Source organism: Bradyrhizobium sp. SHOUNA76 (assembly GCF_023006445.1).
Taxonomy (GTDB): domain Bacteria; phylum Pseudomonadota; class Alphaproteobacteria; order Rhizobiales; family Xanthobacteraceae; genus Bradyrhizobium.
In genome coordinates, this window is sequence record NZ_JALBHA010000057.1 from 1 (window position 1) to 21808 (window position 21808).

General features: G+C 63.8%; 18 protein-coding genes and 1 tRNA gene. 10 read left to right on the top strand and 9 right to left on the bottom strand.

The annotated features are described in order from the left end of the window. Positions 1–115: 115 nt before the first annotated feature. On the bottom strand, positions 116–427 hold the full coding sequence (locus tag MOV74_RS10030; RefSeq protein WP_246920929.1) for a DUF1272 domain-containing protein: 312 nt from the start codon (positions 425–427) through the stop codon (positions 116–118). A gap of 73 nt (positions 428–500) precedes the next feature. Then, positions 501–980 (bottom strand): Lrp/AsnC family transcriptional regulator, encoded by a 480-nt coding sequence (locus MOV74_RS10035; protein ID WP_246920931.1) that lies wholly within the window; start codon positions 978–980, stop codon positions 501–503. Between the two features lie 117 nt (positions 981–1097). On the opposite strand from MOV74_RS10035, the gene hppD reads away from it, so the two are divergent. After that, positions 1098–2213, top strand: a complete 1116-nt coding sequence (gene hppD / locus MOV74_RS10040; protein WP_246920933.1) for a 4-hydroxyphenylpyruvate dioxygenase — start codon at positions 1098–1100, stop codon at positions 2211–2213. A gap of 126 nt (positions 2214–2339) precedes the next feature. Here the strand turns inward: hppD and MOV74_RS10045 are convergent, their stop codons facing one another. The 4 genes from MOV74_RS10045 to MOV74_RS10060 all read right to left on the bottom strand — a co-directional run bounded on the left by MOV74_RS10045 (position 2340) and on the right by MOV74_RS10060 (position 7405). After that, positions 2340–3464 carry a CaiB/BaiF CoA-transferase family protein gene (locus MOV74_RS10045; RefSeq protein WP_246920935.1) on the bottom strand — a complete coding sequence of 375 codons (1125 nt, stop codon included), beginning with the start codon at positions 3462–3464 and terminating at the stop codon, positions 2340–2342. Positions 3465–3674: 210 nt separating this feature from the next. Then, on the bottom strand, positions 3675–4475 hold the full coding sequence (locus tag MOV74_RS10050) for a xanthine dehydrogenase family protein subunit M (protein WP_246920937.1): 801 nt from the start codon (positions 4473–4475) through the stop codon (positions 3675–3677). 15 nt (positions 4476–4490) lie between these two features. Next, positions 4491–6833 (bottom strand): xanthine dehydrogenase family protein molybdopterin-binding subunit, encoded by a 2343-nt coding sequence (locus tag MOV74_RS10055; protein ID WP_246920939.1) that lies wholly within the window; start codon positions 6831–6833, stop codon positions 4491–4493. 86 nt (positions 6834–6919) lie between these two features. After that, positions 6920–7405 (bottom strand): (2Fe-2S)-binding protein, encoded by a 486-nt coding sequence (locus tag MOV74_RS10060; protein WP_246920942.1) that lies wholly within the window; start codon positions 7403–7405, stop codon positions 6920–6922. A 387-nt stretch (positions 7406–7792) separates the two neighbouring features. On the opposite strand from MOV74_RS10060, the gene MOV74_RS10065 reads away from it, so the two are divergent. Beyond that, positions 7793–9832: a methyl-accepting chemotaxis protein gene (locus MOV74_RS10065; RefSeq protein ID WP_246920944.1), complete on the top strand. Its 2040-nt coding sequence runs from the start codon at positions 7793–7795 to the stop codon at positions 9830–9832. A gap of 387 nt (positions 9833–10219) precedes the next feature. After that, the gene (locus MOV74_RS10070; protein WP_246920946.1) at positions 10220–12253 is read left to right on the top strand and encodes a methyl-accepting chemotaxis protein; all 2034 of its coding nucleotides are present in this window, start codon (positions 10220–10222) and stop codon (positions 12251–12253) included. A gap of 204 nt (positions 12254–12457) precedes the next feature. Here MOV74_RS10070 and MOV74_RS10075 read toward each other — a convergent pair whose 3' ends face one another. Further along, the gene (locus MOV74_RS10075; protein ID WP_246920948.1) at positions 12458–12832 is read right to left on the bottom strand and encodes a DUF3175 domain-containing protein; all 375 of its coding nucleotides are present in this window, start codon (positions 12830–12832) and stop codon (positions 12458–12460) included. A 181-nt stretch (positions 12833–13013) separates the two neighbouring features. Between MOV74_RS10075 and MOV74_RS10080 the strand changes: the two genes are divergently transcribed. The 3 genes from MOV74_RS10080 to MOV74_RS10090 all read left to right on the top strand — a co-directional run bounded on the left by MOV74_RS10080 (position 13014) and on the right by MOV74_RS10090 (position 17023). Continuing rightward, positions 13014–14495: an MFS transporter gene (locus tag MOV74_RS10080; RefSeq protein ID WP_246920962.1), complete on the top strand. Its 1482-nt coding sequence runs from the start codon at positions 13014–13016 to the stop codon at positions 14493–14495. Between the two features lie 4 nt (positions 14496–14499). Further along, complete coding sequence (otsB, locus tag MOV74_RS10085; protein ID WP_246920964.1) at positions 14500–15318, top strand: trehalose-phosphatase; 819 nt, start codon at positions 14500–14502, stop codon at positions 15316–15318. A 241-nt stretch (positions 15319–15559) separates the two neighbouring features. After that, positions 15560–17023 carry a trehalose-6-phosphate synthase gene (locus tag MOV74_RS10090; RefSeq protein ID WP_246920950.1) on the top strand — a complete coding sequence of 488 codons (1464 nt, stop codon included), beginning with the start codon at positions 15560–15562 and terminating at the stop codon, positions 17021–17023. A 112-nt stretch (positions 17024–17135) separates the two neighbouring features. Here MOV74_RS10090 and MOV74_RS10095 read toward each other — a convergent pair whose 3' ends face one another. Further along, positions 17136–17477 (bottom strand): hypothetical protein, encoded by a 342-nt coding sequence (locus tag MOV74_RS10095; protein WP_246920952.1) that lies wholly within the window; start codon positions 17475–17477, stop codon positions 17136–17138. Between the two features lie 192 nt (positions 17478–17669). Here MOV74_RS10095 and MOV74_RS10100 point away from each other — a divergent pair. Both MOV74_RS10100 and MOV74_RS10105 read left to right on the top strand, forming a co-directional pair. Further along, positions 17670–17759 (top strand) — tRNA-Ser (locus MOV74_RS10100). A 502-nt stretch (positions 17760–18261) separates the two neighbouring features. After that, the gene (locus MOV74_RS10105; RefSeq protein ID WP_249796510.1) at positions 18262–18882 is read left to right on the top strand and encodes a DUF1080 domain-containing protein; all 621 of its coding nucleotides are present in this window, start codon (positions 18262–18264) and stop codon (positions 18880–18882) included. Between the two features lie 136 nt (positions 18883–19018). Here the strand turns inward: MOV74_RS10105 and MOV74_RS10110 are convergent, their stop codons facing one another. Then, positions 19019–19708, bottom strand: a complete 690-nt coding sequence (locus MOV74_RS10110) for a GntR family transcriptional regulator (protein ID WP_246920954.1) — start codon at positions 19706–19708, stop codon at positions 19019–19021. A 221-nt stretch (positions 19709–19929) separates the two neighbouring features. Here MOV74_RS10110 and MOV74_RS10115 point away from each other — a divergent pair, with 221 nt between their 5' ends. Both MOV74_RS10115 and MOV74_RS10120 read left to right on the top strand, forming a co-directional pair. Continuing rightward, a complete protein-coding gene (locus tag MOV74_RS10115) occupies positions 19930–20802 on the top strand; it encodes a branched-chain amino acid ABC transporter permease (protein WP_246920956.1) in 873 nt (290 codons plus the stop codon). A 103-nt stretch (positions 20803–20905) separates the two neighbouring features. After that, positions 20906–21808, top strand: a 903-nt coding sequence (locus MOV74_RS10120; protein WP_246920959.1) for a branched-chain amino acid ABC transporter permease, incomplete at its 3' end; no start/stop codon positions are given.

Here is a 21808-nt window from a genome sequence, read left to right on the forward strand (position 1 = left end):
ACCCGATCTGCCGCCAGGCCACGCCTTGACGGACGCGAGCACGGCGTCATCATGGCAGGCGCAGGCGATCCGTACGGCTCAAAACACCGCCGCCATTTAATGGTTGCTACGAGACCTATCGCTTCTCCGGCGGCACATCGCGTATCCGCGCGCAATGCGCAGCTACATCCTCCACGCTGTACTTCAAATGCACCCGCTTGTCGGACGGAACCTGCCTGGTCGTGCAGACGCCCGGCCGCCATTCCTGCGTGGGACGGATCGGGCGCGGGGCAAAGCCGCCGCCGCAATTCGGGCAGACATTGGAGAGCTTCGTATCGACGCAGTCCGCACAGAACGTGCATTCATATGAGCAGATCCGCGCATCTATCGCATCAGGCGGCAGGTCGCGGTCGCAATATTCGCAGTTCGGTCGAAGCTGGAGGGCCATGGGCAGAATCTCCGGATTGGACCGGATCATCGCAGATCGCCTGGGCTGCGCGAATGCCGCATTTCCCTCGATTTCAGCCGGCCTTGATCTCCTTGAGCGGCAGCCGCGAACTCTCTTTCAGCCTATCCAGCACGATCGAGGAGCGCACATGCGCGACGCTCTGGTGCGGCATCAGCACGTCGTTGACGAGGTTGGAGAGGCCCTTGAGATCGCGCAGCACGGCCTTCAGCACGTAATCGGCGTCGCCGGTGAGCGAATAGGCCTCCTGGATCTCGTCGATGCGGCCAACGAGCGCGCGAAACCGCTTCGAATTATCCGGCGAGTGAGTCGCAAGTCCGACCTGGATGAAGGCGATCACGCCGAAGCCGAGCGCCTCGCTGGAGAGATCGGCGTGATAGCCCGCGATCACCTTCTCCTCCTCCAACCGCATGCGCCGGCGCGAGCATTGCGAGGCCGAGAGCCCGGCGAGGTCGGCGAGTTCCTGGTTGGTGAGGCGGCCATCGTCCTGGAGGGCACCCAGGATCTTAAGGTCGAAGGCGTCAACCGAAATCATGCGTCGTTTGTCCATTTCATGCACGGATCGTGCATATGATAGCCAAATTCCGTCCCGTTTGCACGCTCATTGCAGCCCCCATGAAGGATAGTTCCTCCCAGCAACAGGGAGAACACCATGGGACCGTTTCCGCACGATGCACCGCCGGCCACTATTAGCGCCGACAATCCGATGGGCACCGACGGGTTCGAGTTCGTCGAATATGCGCATCCCAACCCGGGCGAGTTGCACGCGCTGTTCAAGTTGATGGGCTATGCGCCCGTTGCGCGCCACAAGACCAAGACAATCACGGTCTATCGCCAGGGCGACATCAACTATCTCGTCAACGAGGAGCCAGGCACCCACGGCTACGACTTCGTCGCCGCGCACGGGCCTTGCGCCCCCTCGATGGCGTTCCGCGTCGTCGATGCGAGGGCGGCTTATGACCGGGCGATTTCGCTCGGTGCGGAGCCGGCGGACGTATCATCCGCACAGAAGACGCTCGACGTGCCCGCGATCAAGGGCATCGGCGGCAGCCTGCTCTATCTGGTCGATCGCTACGGCGCCAAGGGCTCGGCCTATGATGCCGAATTCGAGTGGCTTGGGGCGCGCGATCCGCGGCCGGTCGGCGCCGGCCTATTCTATCTCGACCACCTCACCCACAACGTCCATCGCGGCCGCATGGATGTATGGGCCGGCTTCTATGAAAAGCTGTTCAACTTCCGCCAAATCCGCTTCTTCGACATCGAGGGCCGCGCCTCCGGCCTGTTCTCGCGCGCGCTGACCAGCCCGGACGGCAAGATCCGCATTCCGATCAACGAGGACGCCGGCGATTCCGGCCAGATCGAGGAATATCTGAAGACCTATCGCGGCGAGGGCATCCAGCACATCGCCTGCGGCTGCCGCGACATCTACCGCACCATCGAAGGCCTGCGTGACGCCGGCCTGCCGTTCATGCCGGCGCCGCCAAATACCTATTTCGAGAAGATCGATACGCGCCTGCCCAAGCATGGCGAGGATCTCGCACGTCTCCAGAGGAACGGCATCCTGATCGACGGCGAAGGCGTGGTCGAGGGCGGCCAGACCAAGGTGCTGCTCCAGATCTTCTCGGCCAACGCCATCGGTCCGATCTTCTTCGAGTTCATCCAGCGCAAGGGCGACGACGGATTCGGCGAGGGCAATTTCAAGGCCCTGTTCGAATCGATCGAGGAGGATCAGATCCGCCGCGGGGTGTTGAAGGTGGATGCGGCGTAGGCCGTCAAGCACACTGCCGTAGGGTAGGCAAAGCGTAAGCGTGCCCACCACCTTTATCAAATTGCGGGGAGAACGTGGGCACGGCGCAACAGCGCCTTTGCCCACCCTACGGATTAGCGCGTGGGACTACTTCGCAGCCTTCCACGCAGCGGTCAAAGCGCCAATCTCCGCACCTTCCGGCTCACGTACCGCCGACGGCGTGCGCGAGAAACGCGGCGCCGGTGCGGGCTGTTTCACGCCGTGGCGTTCGACGAAAACGTTGCGCGCGACCATGTGCGGATGCTGCGTGGCCTCCGACATGGTCAGTACCGGCGCGAAGCAGATGTCGGTGCCTTCCATGATCTTGCACCAGTCCTCGCGCGTCTTGCTCTTGAACACGGCCTTCAGCTTCTCTTTCAGCGCCGGCCAGGCCTTGGGGTTCATCTGCGCGTCGAAGTCGGCGTCGGTCAGGCCCGCGTGCTCGCGCAGCAGGGCGTAGAACTGGGGCTCGATCGAGCCGACCGAGACGAAATGGCCGCAGGCGCATTCGTAGACGCCATAGAAATGCGCGCCGCCGTCGAGGAAGTTCTGGTTGCGGCCTTCGGTCCAGCGTCCCATCGTGGTCATGTCGAAGAAGAACGACATCAGCGAGGCCGCACCGTCGCACATCGCGGCGTCGACGACCTGGCCCTTGCCGGACTTCGAGGCTTCCAAAAGCGCTGCGAGCACACCGACGACGAGATAGAGTGCGCCGCCGCCGAAATCGCCGACCAGGTTGAGCGGCGGCACCGGTGCTTCCTTCGTGCCGATCGCGGCGAGCGCGCCGGTGATGGAGATGTAGTTGATGTCGTGACCGGCCGCGTTGGCAAGCGGGCCTTCCTGGCCCCAGCCGGTCATGCGGCCGTAGACCAGCTTGGGGTTGCGCGCGAGCACGACGTCCGGCCCGAGGCCGAGCCGCTCCATCACGCCGGGACGAAAACCTTCGACCAGCGCATCGGCGCTCGCGAGCAGGTCCAGCGCTTGCGCGATTGCCGCCTTGTCCTTGAGGTCGAGCTCGATCACCTTGCGGCCGCGGCCCGCCACCGACTTCATGTTCTTCTTCGCGCCGACGCGGTCGAGCGTGACGACGTCGGCGCCCATGTCGGCCAGCATCATGCAGGCGAACGGGCCCGGGCCGATGCCGGCGAATTCGACGATGCGGAAGCCCGAGAGCGGGCCGAAGCTGCGGACGGTGGAGCCGTCTGATTTTTCTTGGGCTGGTTTGTCGAGCACGTTGTTGTTTCCTCGGGTCGCGGGGCGGGTGCCGGTGGCGCGGCAATCACCTCTGACATTGCTCTTTGGGGCGAGTTAATTGACTGATTAACTTTTCTCGCCTTCACGCTAGCGAGGCAAGCGGTTTTCATGCCGCAGGGCCAAAATAAAACGGCGCGCACCGAAGTGCGCGCCGCGGAAAATTTGTGTTGAGGCGCTGGAGCGGTCTTGTCAGCCCGCAGCAGTCACCGCGCGCTGCGCCATCACCTTGACGAGGTTGGCGCGATATTCCGCCGTGCCGTGGATGTCGGCCAGCAAGCCGTTCGCCGAAATGCTGACGCTGTCGATCGCCGATGGCGACCAGTTGGCCTTCAGCGCGGCTTCGATCGCGGGCACCCGCATCACGCCGCTCTGCGAGGCCCCTGTGGCGGCCACCCGAACCTCACCCGATTTGGTCTGCGCCACGAACACGCCGGTCAGGGCGAAACGCGAGGCGGGGTGACGCATCTTCTCATAGCCTGCCTTCGCCGGCACCGGGAACGACACGGCCGTGATGATCTCGCCGTCTTCGAGCGCCGTGGTGAACAGGCCCTGGAAGAAGTCCTCGGCCGAGATCGACCGCTTGTTGGTCTTCACGGTGGCGCCGAGTGCGAGCAACGCAGCGGGGAAATCCGCGGCGGGATCGTTGTTGGCGATCGAGCCGCCGATCGTGCCGCGATAGCGCACGGCAGGGTCGCCGAGCACCGAGGTGAGATGAGCGATCGCGGGAATCGCCTTCTTCACATCGGCATTCGTCATGATGTCGTAATAGGTCGTGGCGGCCTTGATGGTCAGCGTATCGCCCGACAATTCGACGCCCTGCAGCTCCTTGATCTTGCCGAGGTCGATGACGTCCGACGGGCTGGCGAGCCGCTGCTTCATCACCGGCAGCAGCGTCTGGCCGCCGGCCAGAAACTTCGCCTCGCTGCTCTTGCCGAACAGGCTGACGGCTTCGTCGACCGAGGAAGCGCGATGATATTTGGTCTGGTACATCTTCGTTGCTCCCTCTCAAGCCGCGTGGATCGTGCGCCACACCCGGTCGGGGGTTGCGGGCATTTCCAGATTGTTCTTGCCGATCGCATCCGTGATCGCGTTGATCACGGCTGCAGAGGCGCCGATCGCGCCAGCCTCACCGCAACCCTTGATGCCCAAGGGATTGCCCGGGCACAGCGTCGTGGTGTGGGAGAGGTTGAAGGAGGGCACATCGTCGGCGCGCGGCATCGCGTAGTCCATGAACGAGGCCGTGACCGGCTGGCCGCTGGCATCGTAGATCGCATGCTCGAGCAGCGCCTGCCCGATGCCTTGAACAAGGCCGCCATGGACCTGGCCCTCGACGATCATCGGGTTGATCAGCCGGCCGAAATCGTCGGCCGCGACGAAGTTGACGAAGGAGGTCTTGCCGGTGCCGGGATCGACCTCGAGCTCGCAGATATAGGTGCCGGCCGGGAAGGTGAAGTTGGTCGGATCGTAGAAGGCGCTTTCCTTCAGACCCGGCTCCATCCCGTCAGGCAGATTATGCGCGGTATAGGCCGCGAGCGCGACCATCGGCAGGGCAATCGCCTTGTCGGTACCGGTGACCTTGAACTCACCGTTCTCGATGACGATGTCGGCCTCGGAAGCTTCCAGCGCATGCGCCGCAATCTTCTTGGCCTTGGATTCCATCTTCTCCATCGCCTTCAGGATCGCGGTGAGGCCGACGGCCGCCGAGCGCGAGCCGTAGGTGCCCATGCCGAACTGCACCTTGTCGGTGTCGCCATGGACGATCGAGACCTGGCTGATGGGAACGCCGAGGCGCTCCGCGACCAGCTGGCAGAATGTGGTCTCGTGACCCTGACCGTGACTGTGCGAGCCCGTGAGGATCTCGATGGTTCCGACCGGGTTGACGCGCACCTCGGCCGATTCCCACAGGCCCACGCCGGCACCCAGGCTGCCGACCGCCTTCGACGGCGCGATGCCGCAGGCCTCGATGTAGCAGGACACGCCGATGCCGCGCAGCTTGCCGTCGGCTTTCGCCTTGGCCTTGCGGGCGGGGAAGCCGGCATAGTCGATCGCCTTCATCGCCGCGTCGAGCGAGGCGTTGAAGTCGCCGGTGTCGTAAGCCATGATGACGGGCGTCTGATGCGGGAACTGGGTGATGAAGTTGGTCCGGCGCAGCTGGGCCGGATCGACCTTGAGCTGCCGTGCGGCCGTCTCCATCAAACGTTCGATCAGATAGCTCGCCTCAGGGCGGCCCGCGCCGCGATAGGCGTCGACCGGCGTGGTGTTGGTGTAGACCCCGACCACCTCGGCATGGATCGCCGGGATGTTGTACTGGCCCGACAGCAGCGTCGCATAGAGATAGGTCGGCACCGACGACGAGAACAGCGACATGTAGGCGCCGAAATTGGCGTAGGTCTTCACCTTGAGGCCGGTGATCTTGTTGCTGGCGTCGAACGCCATCTCGGCATGGGTTACATGGTCGCGGCCATGCGCGTCGGTGAGGAAGGCCTCGGTGCGGTCGCCAGTCCATTTCACGGGACGGCCGATCTTCTTGGAGGCCCACAGCGCCACCATCTCTTCGGGATAGATGAAGATCTTGGAGCCGAAGCCGCCACCGACGTCGGGCGCGATGACGCGCAGCTTGTGCTCGGGGGCGATGTTGTAGAACGCCGACAGCACGAGGCGGGCGACGTGCGGGTTCTGCGAGGTCGTATAGAGCGTGAAATGCTCTTCCGCAGCGTCGTAATCGGCGATCGCCGCGCGCGGCTCCATCGCGTTGGGGGCGAGGCGGTTGTTGGTGACGTCGAGCTTGACGACGTTGGCGGCCTTGGCGAAGGCAGCATCGGCGGCGCCCTCATCGCCGATCACCCAGTCATAGACCTGGTTGCCGGGAGCCTCGGGATGAAGCTGCGGCGCGCCTGATTTGATCGCGGCGTGGATGTCGGCGACCGCGGGAAGTTCCTCGTAACTGACGACGACGGCTTCCGCCGCATCGCGCGCCAGATTCTTGCTGTCGGCGATCACGACCGCGACGGCCTGACCGACGAAGCGCACCGTTTCCGGCGCCATTGCCGGCCATGCGCCCATCTTCATCGGGCTGCCGTCCTTGGAGGTGATGGCCCAGCCGCAAATGAGGTTGCCGACCTTGTCGTCGACGATCTGTTGGCCCGTGAGCACGGCGACCACGCCCGGCATCTTCAGCGCGGCGGAGGAATCGATCCCCTTCACCATCGCGTGGGCGTGCGGGCTGCGGACGAAATGGGCATGGGTCATGCCCAGCAGTTTGATGTCGTCGACGTAGCGGCCCTTGCCGGTAATGAAACGCTTGTCTTCCTTGCGCACGACCCGCGCGCCGATGCCTTCAACACCCATGGCTGGTCCTCCCGACCGGAAATTTTATGGCTGCGCCTTCCTTCGAGAGCGGCAGCGGTGATTTTGTTCGTTCGAGGCGCGCCGCTTTATTCGGCCGCCTGCGAGACCTTCATGCGTCCGGCTGCGTCCAGCACGGCTTTGACGATGTTATGGTAACCGGTGCAGCGGCAGATATTGCCTTCCAGCTCGCTGCGGACGGTGGCCTCGTCGAGCTGGCCGCCATGACGATGCACGATGTCGATCGCCGACATGATCATGCCCGGCGTGCAGTAGCCGCATTGAAGGCCATGATTGTCGCGGAAAGCGGCCTGCATCGGGTGCAGTTCGTCTCCCTTGGCGATGCCCTCGATGGTGGTGACGCTGGCGCCGTCGGCCTGCCCTGCCAGCATGGTGCAGGATTTCACCGCCCTTCCGTCCATATGCACGACACAGGCGCCGCACTGGCTGGTGTCGCAGCCGACATGGGTCCCCGTGAGGTTGAGGTGATCGCGCAAAACGTGGACCAGCAGCGTGCGGTCCTCGACGTCGACAGCAACGGCCTTGCCGTTCACTGTCAGTTTGACTGTAGACACGGTGTGGTCCTCCCGGGATTGATTTTGATTGCTTCTAATTAGAGACAGCGACCCGGAACTTTGCAACTAGGATTTTGGTCGCCCACGTCATGGAAAAGTCATTGATCCTGCCGGGGACACAATGGCTCTGCGAGTCGGCGTCCGCGGCTCGGCGGCTGAGGCGGGGGCGAGGGCGATCCCCAGCATATTCTCATTATTAAGGTGCACTGCTTGCGTGGGATGCCAGCCGGTGCCCCATTCGGTGGGCCTTTGGCCAAGAAGCCGGCGCGCGCTGAGATAGGACGAATTTACCGCCCCTTGACGTTTCTGCCTTAGTTTTGCGCATCCGGTCGGGGAGGCGGGGCGCCTTCGGATCGCGGCTGTTTGGAATAAATAATGGGGGTGGGAATGTCCGGGCGTATCGCGTCGCCGTCAAAGCGCACAATATTTCCCACGCTCAGGTTCCGCGCCAAGATCATCCTCGGCTTTGCCGTCGTGCTGGCGATCTCCGCCGGCAGCATGGCCTTCTCCTATTTCGGCTTCGAGCGCGTTTCGGAAGGCGTCGGATCCTACCGGAGCAGCGTCTCGGAGGCCGATCTTGCCCGCAACATCGATCGCGAACTGCTCGGCTATCGCTCGGCCGCCCGTTACTTCGTGGTGACCGGGAAGGACGACGACGCCAAGGCGGCGCTGGACGCCGAGGCCAGCCTGAGGAATGCCATCGATCAGGCGATCAAGAATGCCAAGCAGCCGGCGCGGCTGGAGAGCCTCAACAAGCTCGCCAAGGAATTTTCCAACTTCTCCGCGACCTTCGCCAAGATCCTGCAGGCCAAGCGCGACAGCGCGCTTCTGGTCCAGAATCAGCTTCAGCGCAACGCCAACCTCCTGAAATACAAGCTGGACGACGTCGGCAACAACGCCTCGGACTCCGAGGCGCAGGCGATCGAATTCGGCACCAAGCAAGTCAACGCCCAATTCCAGACCGCGAGTGCGGCCGCGAGCAATTTCATCCTCAACTCCGACCAGGCCGTTGGCGCAAGTGCGATGGCGCGACTGAAGTTCGTCGAGAACTCGCTCGGCGCGGTCTATTCCATGGACGACAAGATCGTCGCCGGCCTGAAGGAGGCCAAGGCGTTTCTTACAGCCTATCGCGAAGCGCTGGAGAAGCTGATTGCGCAAGCCAAGTTGGTCGACGACCTCGTCACCGCGATGAGCGGCTCGGCCGGCGCGATCCTGCAAGGAGCGACCGCCATGAAGGCGGACCTTGTCGCCGAACAGCAACGGCTGGAGTCGGAGTCGGAAGCGACCATCGGGCGGACCGAGCACCTGGTTCTGATCCTCGCCATTGGCGGTACGCTGCTTGGTGCGGTTCTCGCCTTCCTACTCGGCACCGGCATCTCGCGTCCGATGATCGCGATGTGCAAGGCGATGCGCGAGCTGGCCTCGGGCAATTTCGACGTGGTGCTGCCGGGTCTCGGCCGCAAGGACGAGATCGGCGAGATGGCCGGCGCGGTCGAGGAGTTCAAGGTTCAGGCCGTTGCAAAGGCCGAGCGCGATGCCGCCGCCAGCGAAGTCCAGAATCGGGAGCAGGCTGCAAGCCGGCGTTCCGAGCTGATCCGATTTGCCGATGATTTCGAGAGTGCGGTCGGCGCCATCGTCTCCAACGTCTCGGCCTCCGCCGTGCAGCTGGAATCGGCGGCTTCCACGCTGACCCGCACCGCCGAGACCACGCAGAGCCTGTCGAGCCAGGTCGCGGGCGTTTCCGAGCAGGCGTCCTCCAACATGCAGTCTGTCGCCACCGCGACGGAAGAGCTCTCGGCCTCGGTCGAGGAGATCGGCCGCCAGGTCCGCGATTCCAGCCGCATCGCGGAAGCCGCCGTGGTTCAGGCCAGGGAGACCGACGGTCGCATCGGCAAGCTGTCGCATGCGGCCCAGCAGATCGGCGAAGTGGTCAAGCTGATCACGGCGATTGCCGAGCAGACCAACCTTTTGGCGCTCAACGCCACCATCGAGGCGGCTCGCGCCGGCGAAGCCGGGCGTGGCTTTGCCGTGGTTGCGAGCGAAGTGAAGTCGCTGGCGAGCCAGACCGCGAAGGCCACCGACGAGATCTCCTCGCACATCACGGGCATGCAGGGCGCCACGGCCGAATCGGTTGCAGCGATCAAGGAGATCGGCGCCACCATCGGCCAGATCTCGTCGATCTCGACCTCGATCGCGAGCGCCGTCGAGCAGCAGGGCGCGGCAACCCAGGAAATCGCGCGCAGCGTCCAGACCGTCGCGCAGGGCACCCAGACCGCGGCCACCGATATCGGCGAGGTCAACCGCGGCGCCGCCGAGACCGGCTCGGCCTCGGAGGAGGTGCTGCATTCGGCCAGGACGCTGTCGTCCGAAAGCACCCGCCTGCGCGCCGAGCTCGACCGCTTCATGGGGAATATCCGGGCGGCGTAAGGTCGCTGCGCCACCCTCTGCTGTCGTCCCGGGGCGCGAAGCGAACCCGGGACCCATAACCACAGGGAGCGGTTATGGAGCAAGCCGGCAACTCCGAGTCGTCGCCAAACTTCTCCCGGTGGCTATCGCGACGAGCGCAAGCGCTCGCGCGGGGGGCCCGATCTGCGCTTCGCTTGTCGGGGACGACAGCGGAGATTGAGGCTTGCTCAATTTGGACGGGCGCGAAAGCGCGCCCTTAACAAATTCCCACGCGTCATATAACCGCCAGTTGCGGCGTCGCAAATTTACCACAGCTTATCCTTTGCCAATTACCGTGCCGGACGAGTTAGGAAGCGGGCTGCTTCCGGGCTGCGCCTGGTTTTCCGCGAATGGAATGGGGTGGGGGGAATGTCGGTCACGTCGAAGTCGCGCCAATCGAAGCTGCCAACGTTGCGTTTTCGTGCAAAAATCATCCTCGGCTTCGTGGCAGTGCTAGCCATCCTCGCCGTCAGTATGGCTTTCGCCTATTTCGGCTTCGAGCGGATCCAGGGCGCCGTCGCCTCCTACCGAACCAGCGTGTCGGAAGCCGACCTCGCCCGGACCGTCGATCGCGAGCTGATCGCCTATCAGGGGTTGGCGCGGGCCTATACCCTGACGGGTGCGGCCGATGACGAGACCGCGGCCAAGGCGGCTGAAGAGAATCTGAGGAGCGCGATCGCAAAGTCGATGGCCGCCACGACCGGTGCCGCCCGCCGTGAGCAGGTCGGCAAGCTCGAGGCCGAGTTCCAGCGCTTTACGAAGGTGTTCGGCGAAATCATCACCCTGACGCGCGAAAACAACAAGATCGCGGCCGATGAGCTCAACAGCGTCGGCAACAAGATCCGCTTCAAGTTCGACGACCTCGCCGATACTGCCGCGCTGGCCGGGCTGGCTTCGGTCCAGACCACGGCCAAGGACATCACCTCGCAATATCTGGCGGTCTCCACCTCGGTCAGCGCCTTCGTAGCCAAGCCGGAGCCGAAGACCGCCGATGGCGTGATCGCGCGAGTCAAATTCCTGGAGACCCTGCTGGTCTCGATCTATGCGAACGACCAGAAGATCACCGACCGCGTGACCGAGATCGGCAACCTGCTGAAGCAGTACCGCACCTCCTTCACCAAGCTGTCTGAGAATGTGAAGATCATCGTCAAGCTGAACGGCGATATGACCAAGACGGCGGCAGGCATCCTCAAGCTCTCGGGCGAGCTGCGGTCGGACCTGACTGCCGATCAGCAGCGCATCGAAGCCAGCGCCAATGCGACGATCGTGGATACCGAGCGGCTGATGGTGATGTTGGCGCTCGGCGGCCTCGCCATCGGCGCCGTGCTCGCCCTGATGCTCGGCAACGGCATCTCGCGCCCGATGATCGCGATGTGCAAAGCGATGCGCGAGCTGGCCTCGGGTAATTTCGACGTGGTGCTGCCGGGTCTCGGCCGCAAGGACGAGATCGGCGAGATGGCCGGCGCGGTCGAGGAGTTCAAGGTTCAGGCCGTTGCAAAGGCCGAGCGCGATGCCGCCGCCAGCGAAGTCCAGAATCGGGAGCAGGCTGCAAGCCGGCGTTCCGAGCTGATCCGATTTGCCGATGATTTCGAGAGTGCGGTCGGCGCCATCGTCTCCAACGTCTCGGCCTCCGCCGTGCAGCTGGAATCGGCGGCTTCCACGCTGACCCGCACCGCCGAGACCACGCAGAGCCTGTCGAGCCAGGTCGCGGGCGTTTCCGAGCAGGCGTCCTCCAACATGCAGTCTGTCGCCACCGCGACGGAAGAGCTCTCGGCCTCGGTCGAGGAGATCGGCCGCCAGGTCCGCGATTCCAGCCGCATCGCGGAAGCCGCCGTGGTTCAGGCCAGGGAGACCGACGGTCGCATCGGCAAGCTGTCGCATGCGGCCCAGCAGATCGGCGAAGTGGTCAAGCTGATCACGGCGATTGCCGAGCAGACCAACCTTTTGGCGCTCAACGCCACCATCGAGGCGGCTCGCGCCGGCGAAGCCGGGCGTGGCTTTGCCGTGGTTGCGAGCGAAGTGAAGTCGCTGGCGAGCCAGACCGCGAAGGCCACCGACGAGATCTCCTCGCACATCACGGGCATGCAGGGCGCCACGGCCGAATCGGTTGCAGCGATCAAGGAGATCGGCGCCACCATCGGCCAGATCTCGTCGATCTCGACCTCGATCGCGAGCGCCGTCGAGCAGCAGGGCGCGGCAACCCAGGAAATCGCGCGCAGCGTCCAGACCGTCGCGCAGGGCACCCAGACCGCGGCCACCGATATCGGCGAGGTCAACCGCGGCGCCGCCGAGACCGGCTCGGCCTCGGAGGAGGTGCTGCATTCGGCCAGGACGCTGTCGTCCGAAAGCACCCGCCTGCGCGCCGAGCTCGACCGCTTCATGGGGAATATCCGGGCGGCGTAAGGTCGCTGCGCCACCCTCTGCTGTCGTCCCGGGGCGCGAAGCGAACCCGGGACCCATAACCACAGGGAGCGGTTATGGAGCAAGCCGGCAACTCCGAGTCGTCGCCAAACTTCTCCCGGTGGCTATCGCGACGAGCGCAAGCGCTCGCGCGGGGGGCCCGATCTGCGCTTCGCTTGTCGGGGACGACAGCGGCGCCACCTGGCCTCACTCCCTTCCAAACTCCCGCTTCAGCTCCACCTTCGCCCTCTCCAGCCGCGCGCGTTGTGTCTTCGGCAGCGTCTTGCCGGCGCGGTTGATGTAGAAGGTCAGCATCGACAGCGCCGAGCGATAAGCACCGGTCTTGCGGCGTGAACTGTGCTCGGCCGAGCGCTTCAGCGAGGCCGCGATCTTTTTCGCGCTGGTCAGCTTGAACACGCCTTGCTTGAGGTCGAGCGCGTCGCTCTGCTTCGTCACGCGCTGCGACCAGCGCTTCGGCGCGCCGCGCTTGGTGCTCTTGCGCGCCGTCGTGGGGCGCCTCGCGCTGGTCTTCTTGCGCGCGGCCGTTTTGCGGGATTGTGTCGTCTTTCTGACATGAGCCATGCGTCAACTCCTTGCGGCCCATCGGAAACCAGCGGCAGGAAGGGCCGTGCCCGTGGGAACCTGGTCTCGCCGCAGACGTTGTCGCAGGTGGCAGGCGGAATGCCGCACCCCGATGATCGGATCGACCCCGTCCACAACACGTGAGCCGGGGGCACGTCCATTGATCAGACACAACAACCCGATGGCATTGCAGCAAAGCCCAGCGCCGAACTATGCTCCTGTGGTCGCGGCGGCCGCCGCCGATCGCATCGTCGAGACCAGCATTCCCTCGCGCCTCGACGCGCTGCCCTGGAGCGGCTTTCACACCCGCGTCGTGCTCGCGCTCGGCATCACCTGGATCCTTGACGGGCTCGAGGTGACGCTTGCCGGCGCGCTCTCGGGCGCGCTGAAGCAGAGTTCGTCGCTGCATTTCTCCAACCTCGATCTCGGCATTGCCAATTCCGCCTATCTCGCCGGTGCCGTGCTCGGCGCGCTCGGCTTCGGCTGGCTCACCGACCGCATCGGCCGCAAGAAGCTGTTCTTCATCACGCTGGCGCTCTACCTCTCGGCGACGGCCGCGACCGCTCTGTCGTGGAACGTGGCGAGCTACGCGCTGTTTCGTTTTCTCACCGGTGCCGGCATCGGCGGTGAATACACCGCGATCAACTCGACCATCCAGGAACTGGTGCCGGCGCGCTATCGCGGCTGGACCGATCTCGTCATCAACGGCAGCTTCTGGATCGGCGCCGCGATGGGTGCGGTCGCGGCCATCGTGCTGCTCGATCCCGCCGTGATCGCGCCCGATCTCGGCTGGCGTCTGGCTTATCTCATCGGCGCGAGCATCGGTCTCGTCGTGCTCTTGATGCGAATGTGGATTCCGGAAAGTCCGCGCTGGCTGATGATCCATGGTCGCCCCGATCAGGCTCATGCGATCGTCGACGAGATCGAGCGCTCCGTGATCGGACGCGACCATACGAACGAGGGGCGCTTCCCCAAGATCCGGCTGAAGATGCGCGACCACACGCCGATCCGCGAGGTCGTGCACACGCTGTTCTCGATGTACCGGCAGCGCGCGCTGGTCGGCCTCGTTCTGATGAGCGCGCAGGCGTTCTTCTACAACGCGATCTTCTTCACCTTCGCGCTGGTGCTGACCGATTTCTACGGCATCAGTGCCGAAAACGTCGGCTGGTACCTGCTCCCCTTTGCTGCCGGCAATTTCCTCGGGCCGCTGCTGCTCGGCCGGCTGTTCGATACGCTCGGCCGCCGCGCCATGATCATGTTCACCTATGGTATGTCGGGCCTGCTGCTGGCGATCTCGGGCTATCTGTTCTCCATCGGCGTGCTCACCGCGCAGGGTCAGACCGTCGCCTGGATGGTGATCTTCTTCTTTGCTTCGCCCGCCGCGAGCGCGGCCTATCTCACCGTCAGCGAGACCTTTCCGCTCGAAGTTCGCGCGCTGGCGATCGCGGTGTTCTATGCGGTCGGCACCGGTATCGGCGGCGTGATCGGGCCGGCGCTGTTCGGCGCGCTGATCGACACGGGATCACGCACCAGCGTGTTCGCCGGCTATCTGCTGGGGGCAGCCCTGATGATCGCGGCCGCGATCGTGGCGTGGCGCTATGCCGTTGCGGCGGAGCGCAAATCGCTCGAACAAATCGCACGGCCGCTCGCCTTTATGGAGTAGACTGATGAAATCGGAACTTGCAGAAATGGCGTTGGACCAGCAGCCCACCGTATTCGACGACGACACGCCCGAAACGGTGCCGGTGCCGCATGCGCTCGTGCCGCATCTCAACGAGACCGCAATTCTGCTCGACATCGACGGCACCCTGCTCGACCTGATGCCGACCCCGCGCGAGGTGTGGGTGCCGCCGGGGCTATCGGAAACGTTGAAACATCTGACCGAGCGCACCTCCGGCGCACTGGCACTGGTCAGCGGCCGCTCGCTCAACGACATCGACCTGATCTTCGCGCCCGACGTGTTTCGCGCCGTCGCCGGCCACGGTGCCGAGATGCGACTGTCGGTCGACAATGAGGCCGATGCCGTGCACGCGCCGCCGCTGGACAAGGAGTTGAAGCGGCGGTTGGCGGCCATCGCCAAGCTCAGCCCGGGCATTCTGCTCGAGGACAAGGGTTATTCGCTCGCTCTGCATTACCGCCTCGCGCCGCATGCGGAGAAAGCGATCTATGAATCCGTCTCGGTGATCCGCGCCGACCTGCCCAATGCGCCCATCGAGGTGCTGCCCGGCAAGTTCGTCTGCGAAATCAAGCATTCCGGATTCACCAAGGCGACCGGCGTGCGTGAACTGATGAAGCGGGAGCCATTCAAGGGGCGGCGTCCGATCTTCATCGGCGACGACGTCACCGATGAAACCGTCTTCGCGATCATGCCCGACATGAACGGGCTTGCCTTCTCGGTCGGCCGCCGTGCCATGGGCGTGAACGGCCATTTCGACGCCCCGAGCGACGTCCGCGCGTTCCTTGCCCGCCTGCTCGATCCAAGGTGAAACCAAGGCAGCGCCACGCCGCCGACATGAAGCTCTGGGGATGGCGCCCATGCGGCCGCAATGAGTGCCGCGCAACATCGCCGCAAAAGCTGTCTTTGCAGTGAAATTCCCGGTTCCCACAAGCGAAACCAGTTCCAACGCGCGCGCCCGATTTTGGTTTCAATTCGTTGAAACGATGATCAGGAACCATATTGATGAACGGCAGTTAAACGGGGTGGAATGAAACAGGAGGGGACGACCTGTGAACTTAGTCGTCGTTTCGAATCGCGTCGCGCGCGGCAAGCCTAACGAGCCCATGACGGGCGGCCTCGCGGCGGCCTTGTTGCCGGTGGTGGAACATTCGGGCGCGATCTGGGTGGGATCTTCGGGCCGGGTGCGTGATGGTCATCAGAAGGAGCCATTCGCCGAGATCGAAGCACTGGGAACGGGCGCGATTGCGACGCTGGATCTGCCGGCGGCGCATTACGGCGGCTATTACGAAGGCTTCGCCAATTCGGCGCTGTGGCCGGCACTGCATTCGCGCAGCGATCTGATTCGCGTCTCCCGCGAAGATTATGTCAGCTATCGCGAGGTCAACGCCTTCATGGCGCGCGCCTTGATGCGCTTCCGAAAAACCAAGACCGCGTTCTGGGTGCAGGATTATCACTTCCTCGCGCTCGGTGCGGAACTGCGTGATCTCGGCGTCAACGATCCGATCGGCTTCTTTCTGCATACGCCGTGGCCCGTCGCCGCGGTAATGCAAGGCGTGCCCAATCATCGTGAGCTGATCACGGCGATGCTGGCCTACGATCTGCTCGGCTTCCAGACCAATGAGGATTGCCAGAACTTCCTCGGCTATGTCGGCGGCGAGCTTGGCCTCACCATCGAGGACGGCGTTGCGATCTCCCAGCATGGCCGCACCCGCTGCGAGGTATTCCCGATCGGGATCGATGCGGAGAAGTTCGCAGCCTATGCCGCGAAATCGGCATCGCATCCGGATGTGTCGCGGCTGCGGCGCAGCCTCAACGGCGAGCGGCTCGCGATCGGCGTCGACCGCCTCGACTATTCGAAAGGTCTCGTCAACCGCATCAGCGCATTCGACCGGCTCTGGACGGATCAGCCGCAGTTTGCGCGCAGCATCTCGCTGCTTCAGATCGCCAACCCATCGCGCGGCGCGATCGAGGCCTATGGCAATCTCCAGAACGATGTCGCGCGTCTCGTCACCGACGTCAACGGCCGCCACGGCGAAGTGGACTGGACCCCGATCCGCTATTTGAACAAGGGTTTCAGCCAGGCCGTGCTCGCTGGCCTTTATCGGACAGCGCAGGTCGGCGTGGTGACGCCGCTGCATGACGGCATGAACCTCGTGGCCAAGGAATATGTCGCCGCGCAGAATCCCGCCGATCCCGGCGTGCTGGTGCTGTCGAAGTTTGCGGGCGCGGCCAACGAGCTCGATACCGCCTTGCTGGTCAATCCGCACGACATCGACGGCATGGCGCGCGCGATCGCGGTGGCGGCCGCAATGCCGCTCACCGAGCGCAAGATGCGCTGGGATGCGATGATGAAGAAGCTGCGCGGCCACACCATCCAGCAATGGTCGGCCGACTTCGTCGCAGAGCTGGAAAAATGCCGGACCGAGAAGGCCGTGGAAGCGCCGCTCGCAGCGCAGCCGCCGCAAGCACTGCGCTGGCTGAGGTCGGCGATATCAGGCGTGCGGTTGATTTAGGATCCTGCGTCATGGCCGGGCTTGTCCCCCTGCGCGGCCGAAGCGGCTTCGGCCGCGCAGGGACAAGCCCGGGCATGACGGCCAGCCGCAAATAACGAGCTTCAATAGCAGTTCAATAGCAATACGACACGCCATCCAGGATCGCGCATTGCCGCTTGTTCGGCGCGTTGGGATCGTCCATTGGCACCACCCCCTTGCCCTGGCCGACGAACACGCCGGGCCCGACATGCACCGAGCTCTTGTTGCCGATGATCACGCTTGGATGCGGTGTCGAGCTCGAGCGCGTGCCGTCCGGCCAGATGATGGCATCGCCGGATAGCACCCCGCGCCGCCCGTCGTTGCAGCTCACATCGACGCCCTGCCGCGTGCAGACCTGGGCCAGGGCCGGCACGGCGAAGACGGGGACAAGGGCCGATATCAGGCCCAGTACGGTGATGGTCTTGCGGATCGTCATGGCATCCCCGGTCGTGTTGGCGTTCTCGTGTGAATCGTCGTCCTAAACCCGCCGCGGGTTCAGCCGCCAGGCCGGCCATGACATGTATGACGACAGATATTATCTTGCAAATACAACAAGTTGCGGAAAATTCACCCGATTCCCCTTCGATCCCTTGCAAAATCATCGGCGCCCCTTCAAGAGAGGCGCTCCGGAGAGATGGCCGAGTGGCTTAAGGCGCACGCTTGGAAAGCGTGTGTGCGGGAAACCGTACCGTGGGTTCGAATCCCACTCTCTCCGCCATTTGCACGATTTTCCCGCAAAACTCCGATCGTCCACGATTCTGTGCTCTTGAGGGCCGCGGCCCCTATCCCATCACGAACGCGGGGCGTCCTGGAAAAGACGGCGAGCGGCGGATCGTCGGAGCGATCAGCGATCCGACAACACTCTGCAATATTCCCGCGAGCGGTGACCGCAATCGTATCCCCGGATAGCTGCATCGATGGCACTTTCTGCCTCGTGTCGCACTGACGATCAGGCGCGCTGTCCCCAGCCGGGCATCGTCTCGCGGCCGAACGAGAGCTGAGCGGTTCGGTCGACTGGCGTTGCGAGGCGAATGGTCCGGGCAATCTGATCAATCTGATCGCGGAAGTCCTCGTAGGCGAGGAGCCGCTGCGGAGCGATGCCTGGCTCCGTTCGTTCCGTGCGGCCTGGCAGGCTCATTGACCGGCGCACAAAGGCTAGCGTAACATGTCAACGCGTATTAACAAAGTTGTTAGAAACGATAACAGGGGGAAGCACTATTATGAAACGCATCACTGCGCTTGCGGCCGGCGTTGCTATTGGCCTTGTCGCCTTGCAATATTCCAGTCCCGCATCAAGCCAAGCTGACGGCGGCTGGGTCACGCTGCTCGACAATACCAAGATGGGCGAGTGGGACGAGGTCGGCAAAGCCAACTGGGAATTCAAAGACGGCACGCTCGCTGCGGACAAGCTCACCGCCGGCATACCGGGCAAGGACGACTCTTACCTCGTCACCAAGAACGCCTACAAAAACTTTCAGCTCAAGGTAGAGTTCTGGACCGACGAGGCGGCCAACAGCGGCATATTCATCCGCTGCGATGGCGACCCTAAGGTGATCAATGCCAAGGTCTGCTACGAGGTCAACATTTTCGACAAGCGCCCCGACCAGACCTATGCCACCGGAGCGATCGTCGACGTATCCAAGGTGCCCGCTTCAATGCCCAAAGCGGCGGGCAAATGGAACACCTACGAGATTACGGCGCAGGGTCCGCATCTGATCGTCGTGCTCAACGGCGAGAAGACTGCCGACGTGCAGGACTCCCAGCACGCCGAAGGACCTTTCGCCCTGCAATACGGCTCCGGCGTCGTCAAATTCCGGAAAGTGCAGATCAAGCCGCTCTGACATTGCCGGCAGGTCCGGCGCAGCGATCGGCCCGACGAATTCGCTCTTCGTCGGGCCGGAACCGGCACCTCGATGTTGCAGCTAATTCGACAGAGGCCCTGACACCACGGTTCCGCTGGAGTGGAAAGCCGCAGAATCAACCATGAAGCATGGCTTCGAGCACGCGCTGCTTTGAACTCTCGATATGAGCCATCATCGCTGAGATGCCAGCCGTCTCGTCTCGTTTCCTCAGAGCAGCGAGGATGACAAGATGCTCCTGCATGGCCGGCAAGACTCGTTGACGTACGACCCGATCGGCATCGATCCGGATCAACCGCACGTGCAGGCTGTTGACGCGATAGATTTCGGACAGGATCTCGTTGCCGATGGCGTCGACCATGCGATCGTGCATGCCCCAATCCACTGCTCTCGCCTCAGCGTCAAGCGCTTCTTCGTCATGCGAACCTTCAGCGCGCCGCAGAATATCGCGATGGGCGACCTCGAGCGCATCGAGTTCCTGGTCGGAGGCCGTCCTCGCGAAATGACGGACGGCCTCGCACTCGATCATGCTGCGAACTTGAAATGCGTTGCGCACGAGTTTGAGATCGACGGGAGCGACCTGCAGGCCTCGCTTTGGAACGGTCACAATCAGGCGCGCAGCCTCGAGCCGCGGAATCATCTCACGAATGGCGCCGAGCGGTAGACCAAGCTGCTCAGTCAACTCACGTTGCGAGACGAACTGCCCCGGGCGGATTTGTGCGCTTATGATCTTCTCGCGGAATCCCTCATAGGCGAGCAGACGCTGGGACACGACCGGCGTTTTTCTTTTTCTCAATGCTTTGGACAAGTTGGCTCCTCGTACGCGCAGGAGCCTATCACCCCGGCCTCCGCATTTCCAGCAGGTCCGCGTGATGGCTTGACAACGTCATAAGCGAATGCAAAACACGCTGTAGCATGTTAGTGAGTGTTCACCGTGTCTGCTCGTCGGCCGGCCAGGTGAAATCAAAGAATAGCTAGCACCCCCGGAGTACTGGCGGCTTCCGCCCGCTCGACGGGGCGGGAGGAGAAATGCTCGGTCAAGTGGTCGCCAGCGGCCTTGCGATGGGCTGCATCTACGCCCTTGTGGCGCTGGGTTATGCCTATGTCTGGAACACGATGGCGATCGTGAATTTCGCTGCTGGCGAGTTCCTGACCTTCGCGGCCTATGTCTTTGTCGCCACCTTCACGATGAGCTTGGGCCTGCCGTTCTGGTTGTCGCTGCTCCTGACGGCGATTGCGATGGCGGCGCTCGGCGCCCTGTTCTCGCGCCTCGTCTTCGCCCGCCTGCAGCGCCAGCGCGCGCTCGTGGCGATCATTGCGACCGTCGGCTTCGGCATTTTCCTGAAGGAGATGGCGCGCATCCTCTACGGGCCCGAGCCATTGCTTTATGTCAGCCCGTTCGGTGATGACATGCTCGATTTCGGCGCATTCCGCCTGTCCGTGCAGCAGCTTCTGATCATGGTCGTGGTTGTCGTCGTCACCGCGGCTCAGTACTTCGTCCTGCGCTACAGCATGATCGGCAAGATCATGCGCGCCACGGCGCTGGACCGCGAGACTGCAGCCTTGATGGGCGTCCCGGTCAATGCAGTGCTGGCCGGGACCTTCGCCTTTTCCGCCGTATTGGCGGCGCTCGCAGGTATCCTGCTGGCACCGCTTTTCTACGTCACCACGGAGATGGGCACGCTCGTCGGCCTCAAGGGCTTCGTCGCGATGATCATCGGCGGCTTCGGCAGCGTCCCGGGCGCGATCGTCGGCGGCGTTCTGCTCGGCGTCATCGAGAATGTCGGCGCCTTCACCATCTCGTCCACCTACAAGGACGCGATCGCCTTCACGCTGCTGCTCGTCTTCCTCGTGGTGCGCCCCGAAGGGCTCATCCCCGAGCGCAACGCAGACCGCGCCTGAGGTGCTCGCGATGTCTTCTTTCCTGCGTCTGACTGCCTGGCTGCTGATTGCAGCCGCGATTGTTGCGCCCATCGCGATAGGCATGAATACTTATTATCTCCATGTGCTGAACCTGGCGTGGATCTTCGCCATTGCCGCGCTGGGGCTCTCGGTCGCGACCGGAGTCGCCGGGCAGATCGTGCTCGGACAAGCCGCCCTCGTCGGGATCGGAGCCTACGCGACGGCGCTGCTGATGATGCGCCTGTCTCTGCCATGGTGGCTCGCCCTGCCGCTGGCGATGGCGCTGACCGGAACGGTCGGCGCCATGCTCGGGCTGATCTCGACCCGCATCAAAGGCCACTACCTCGCCATCGTCACCCTCGCCCTGAACGAGATTTTCCGCATCGTCGCGGTCAACGAAGAGGCGCTGACCGGCGGCCCGATGGGGTTGCGCAACATCCCGACGCTGCGGATTCCGGGGCTCGGCGAGTCGATCACGCAGCAGCTGTACTTGCCGCTCGCCGGCCTGATGCTTGCCAGCTACCTGCTGATGATCCTCTTTCATCGCTCTGCGCTCGGCCGCGAGTTGCGCGCCGTGCGCGACGACGAGATGGCCGCGGAGGCGATGGGCGTGAACTCCGTCCGGGTCAAGACGATCGCCTTCGTGATCTGCAGCCTGTGGGCGTCGCTTTCCGGCGGCCTCTACGTGCTGCTGGTCGGCTTCGTCGCGCCCACCAACTTCACCATCGCCGAGAGCGTGAAGATGATGCTGATGGTCGTTATTGGCGGCCTCGGTTCAATTCCCGGCACGATGCTCGGCGCCATCGTCGTGACGATCCTGCCCGAGGCGCTGCGCGATCTGCAGACCTACTACATGGCCGCCTTCGGCGCCGCCGTGGTGATCATCATGCTGGTCTGGCCGAAGGGACTGGGCGTCTTCGCCGACTGGCTCTGGGGCAGCGTCCTGACAGGCCGGCGCGAGCCGGAGGCGGCTTCTCCGGCGGGCCCGCTCAGCCTCGCGGCGGTC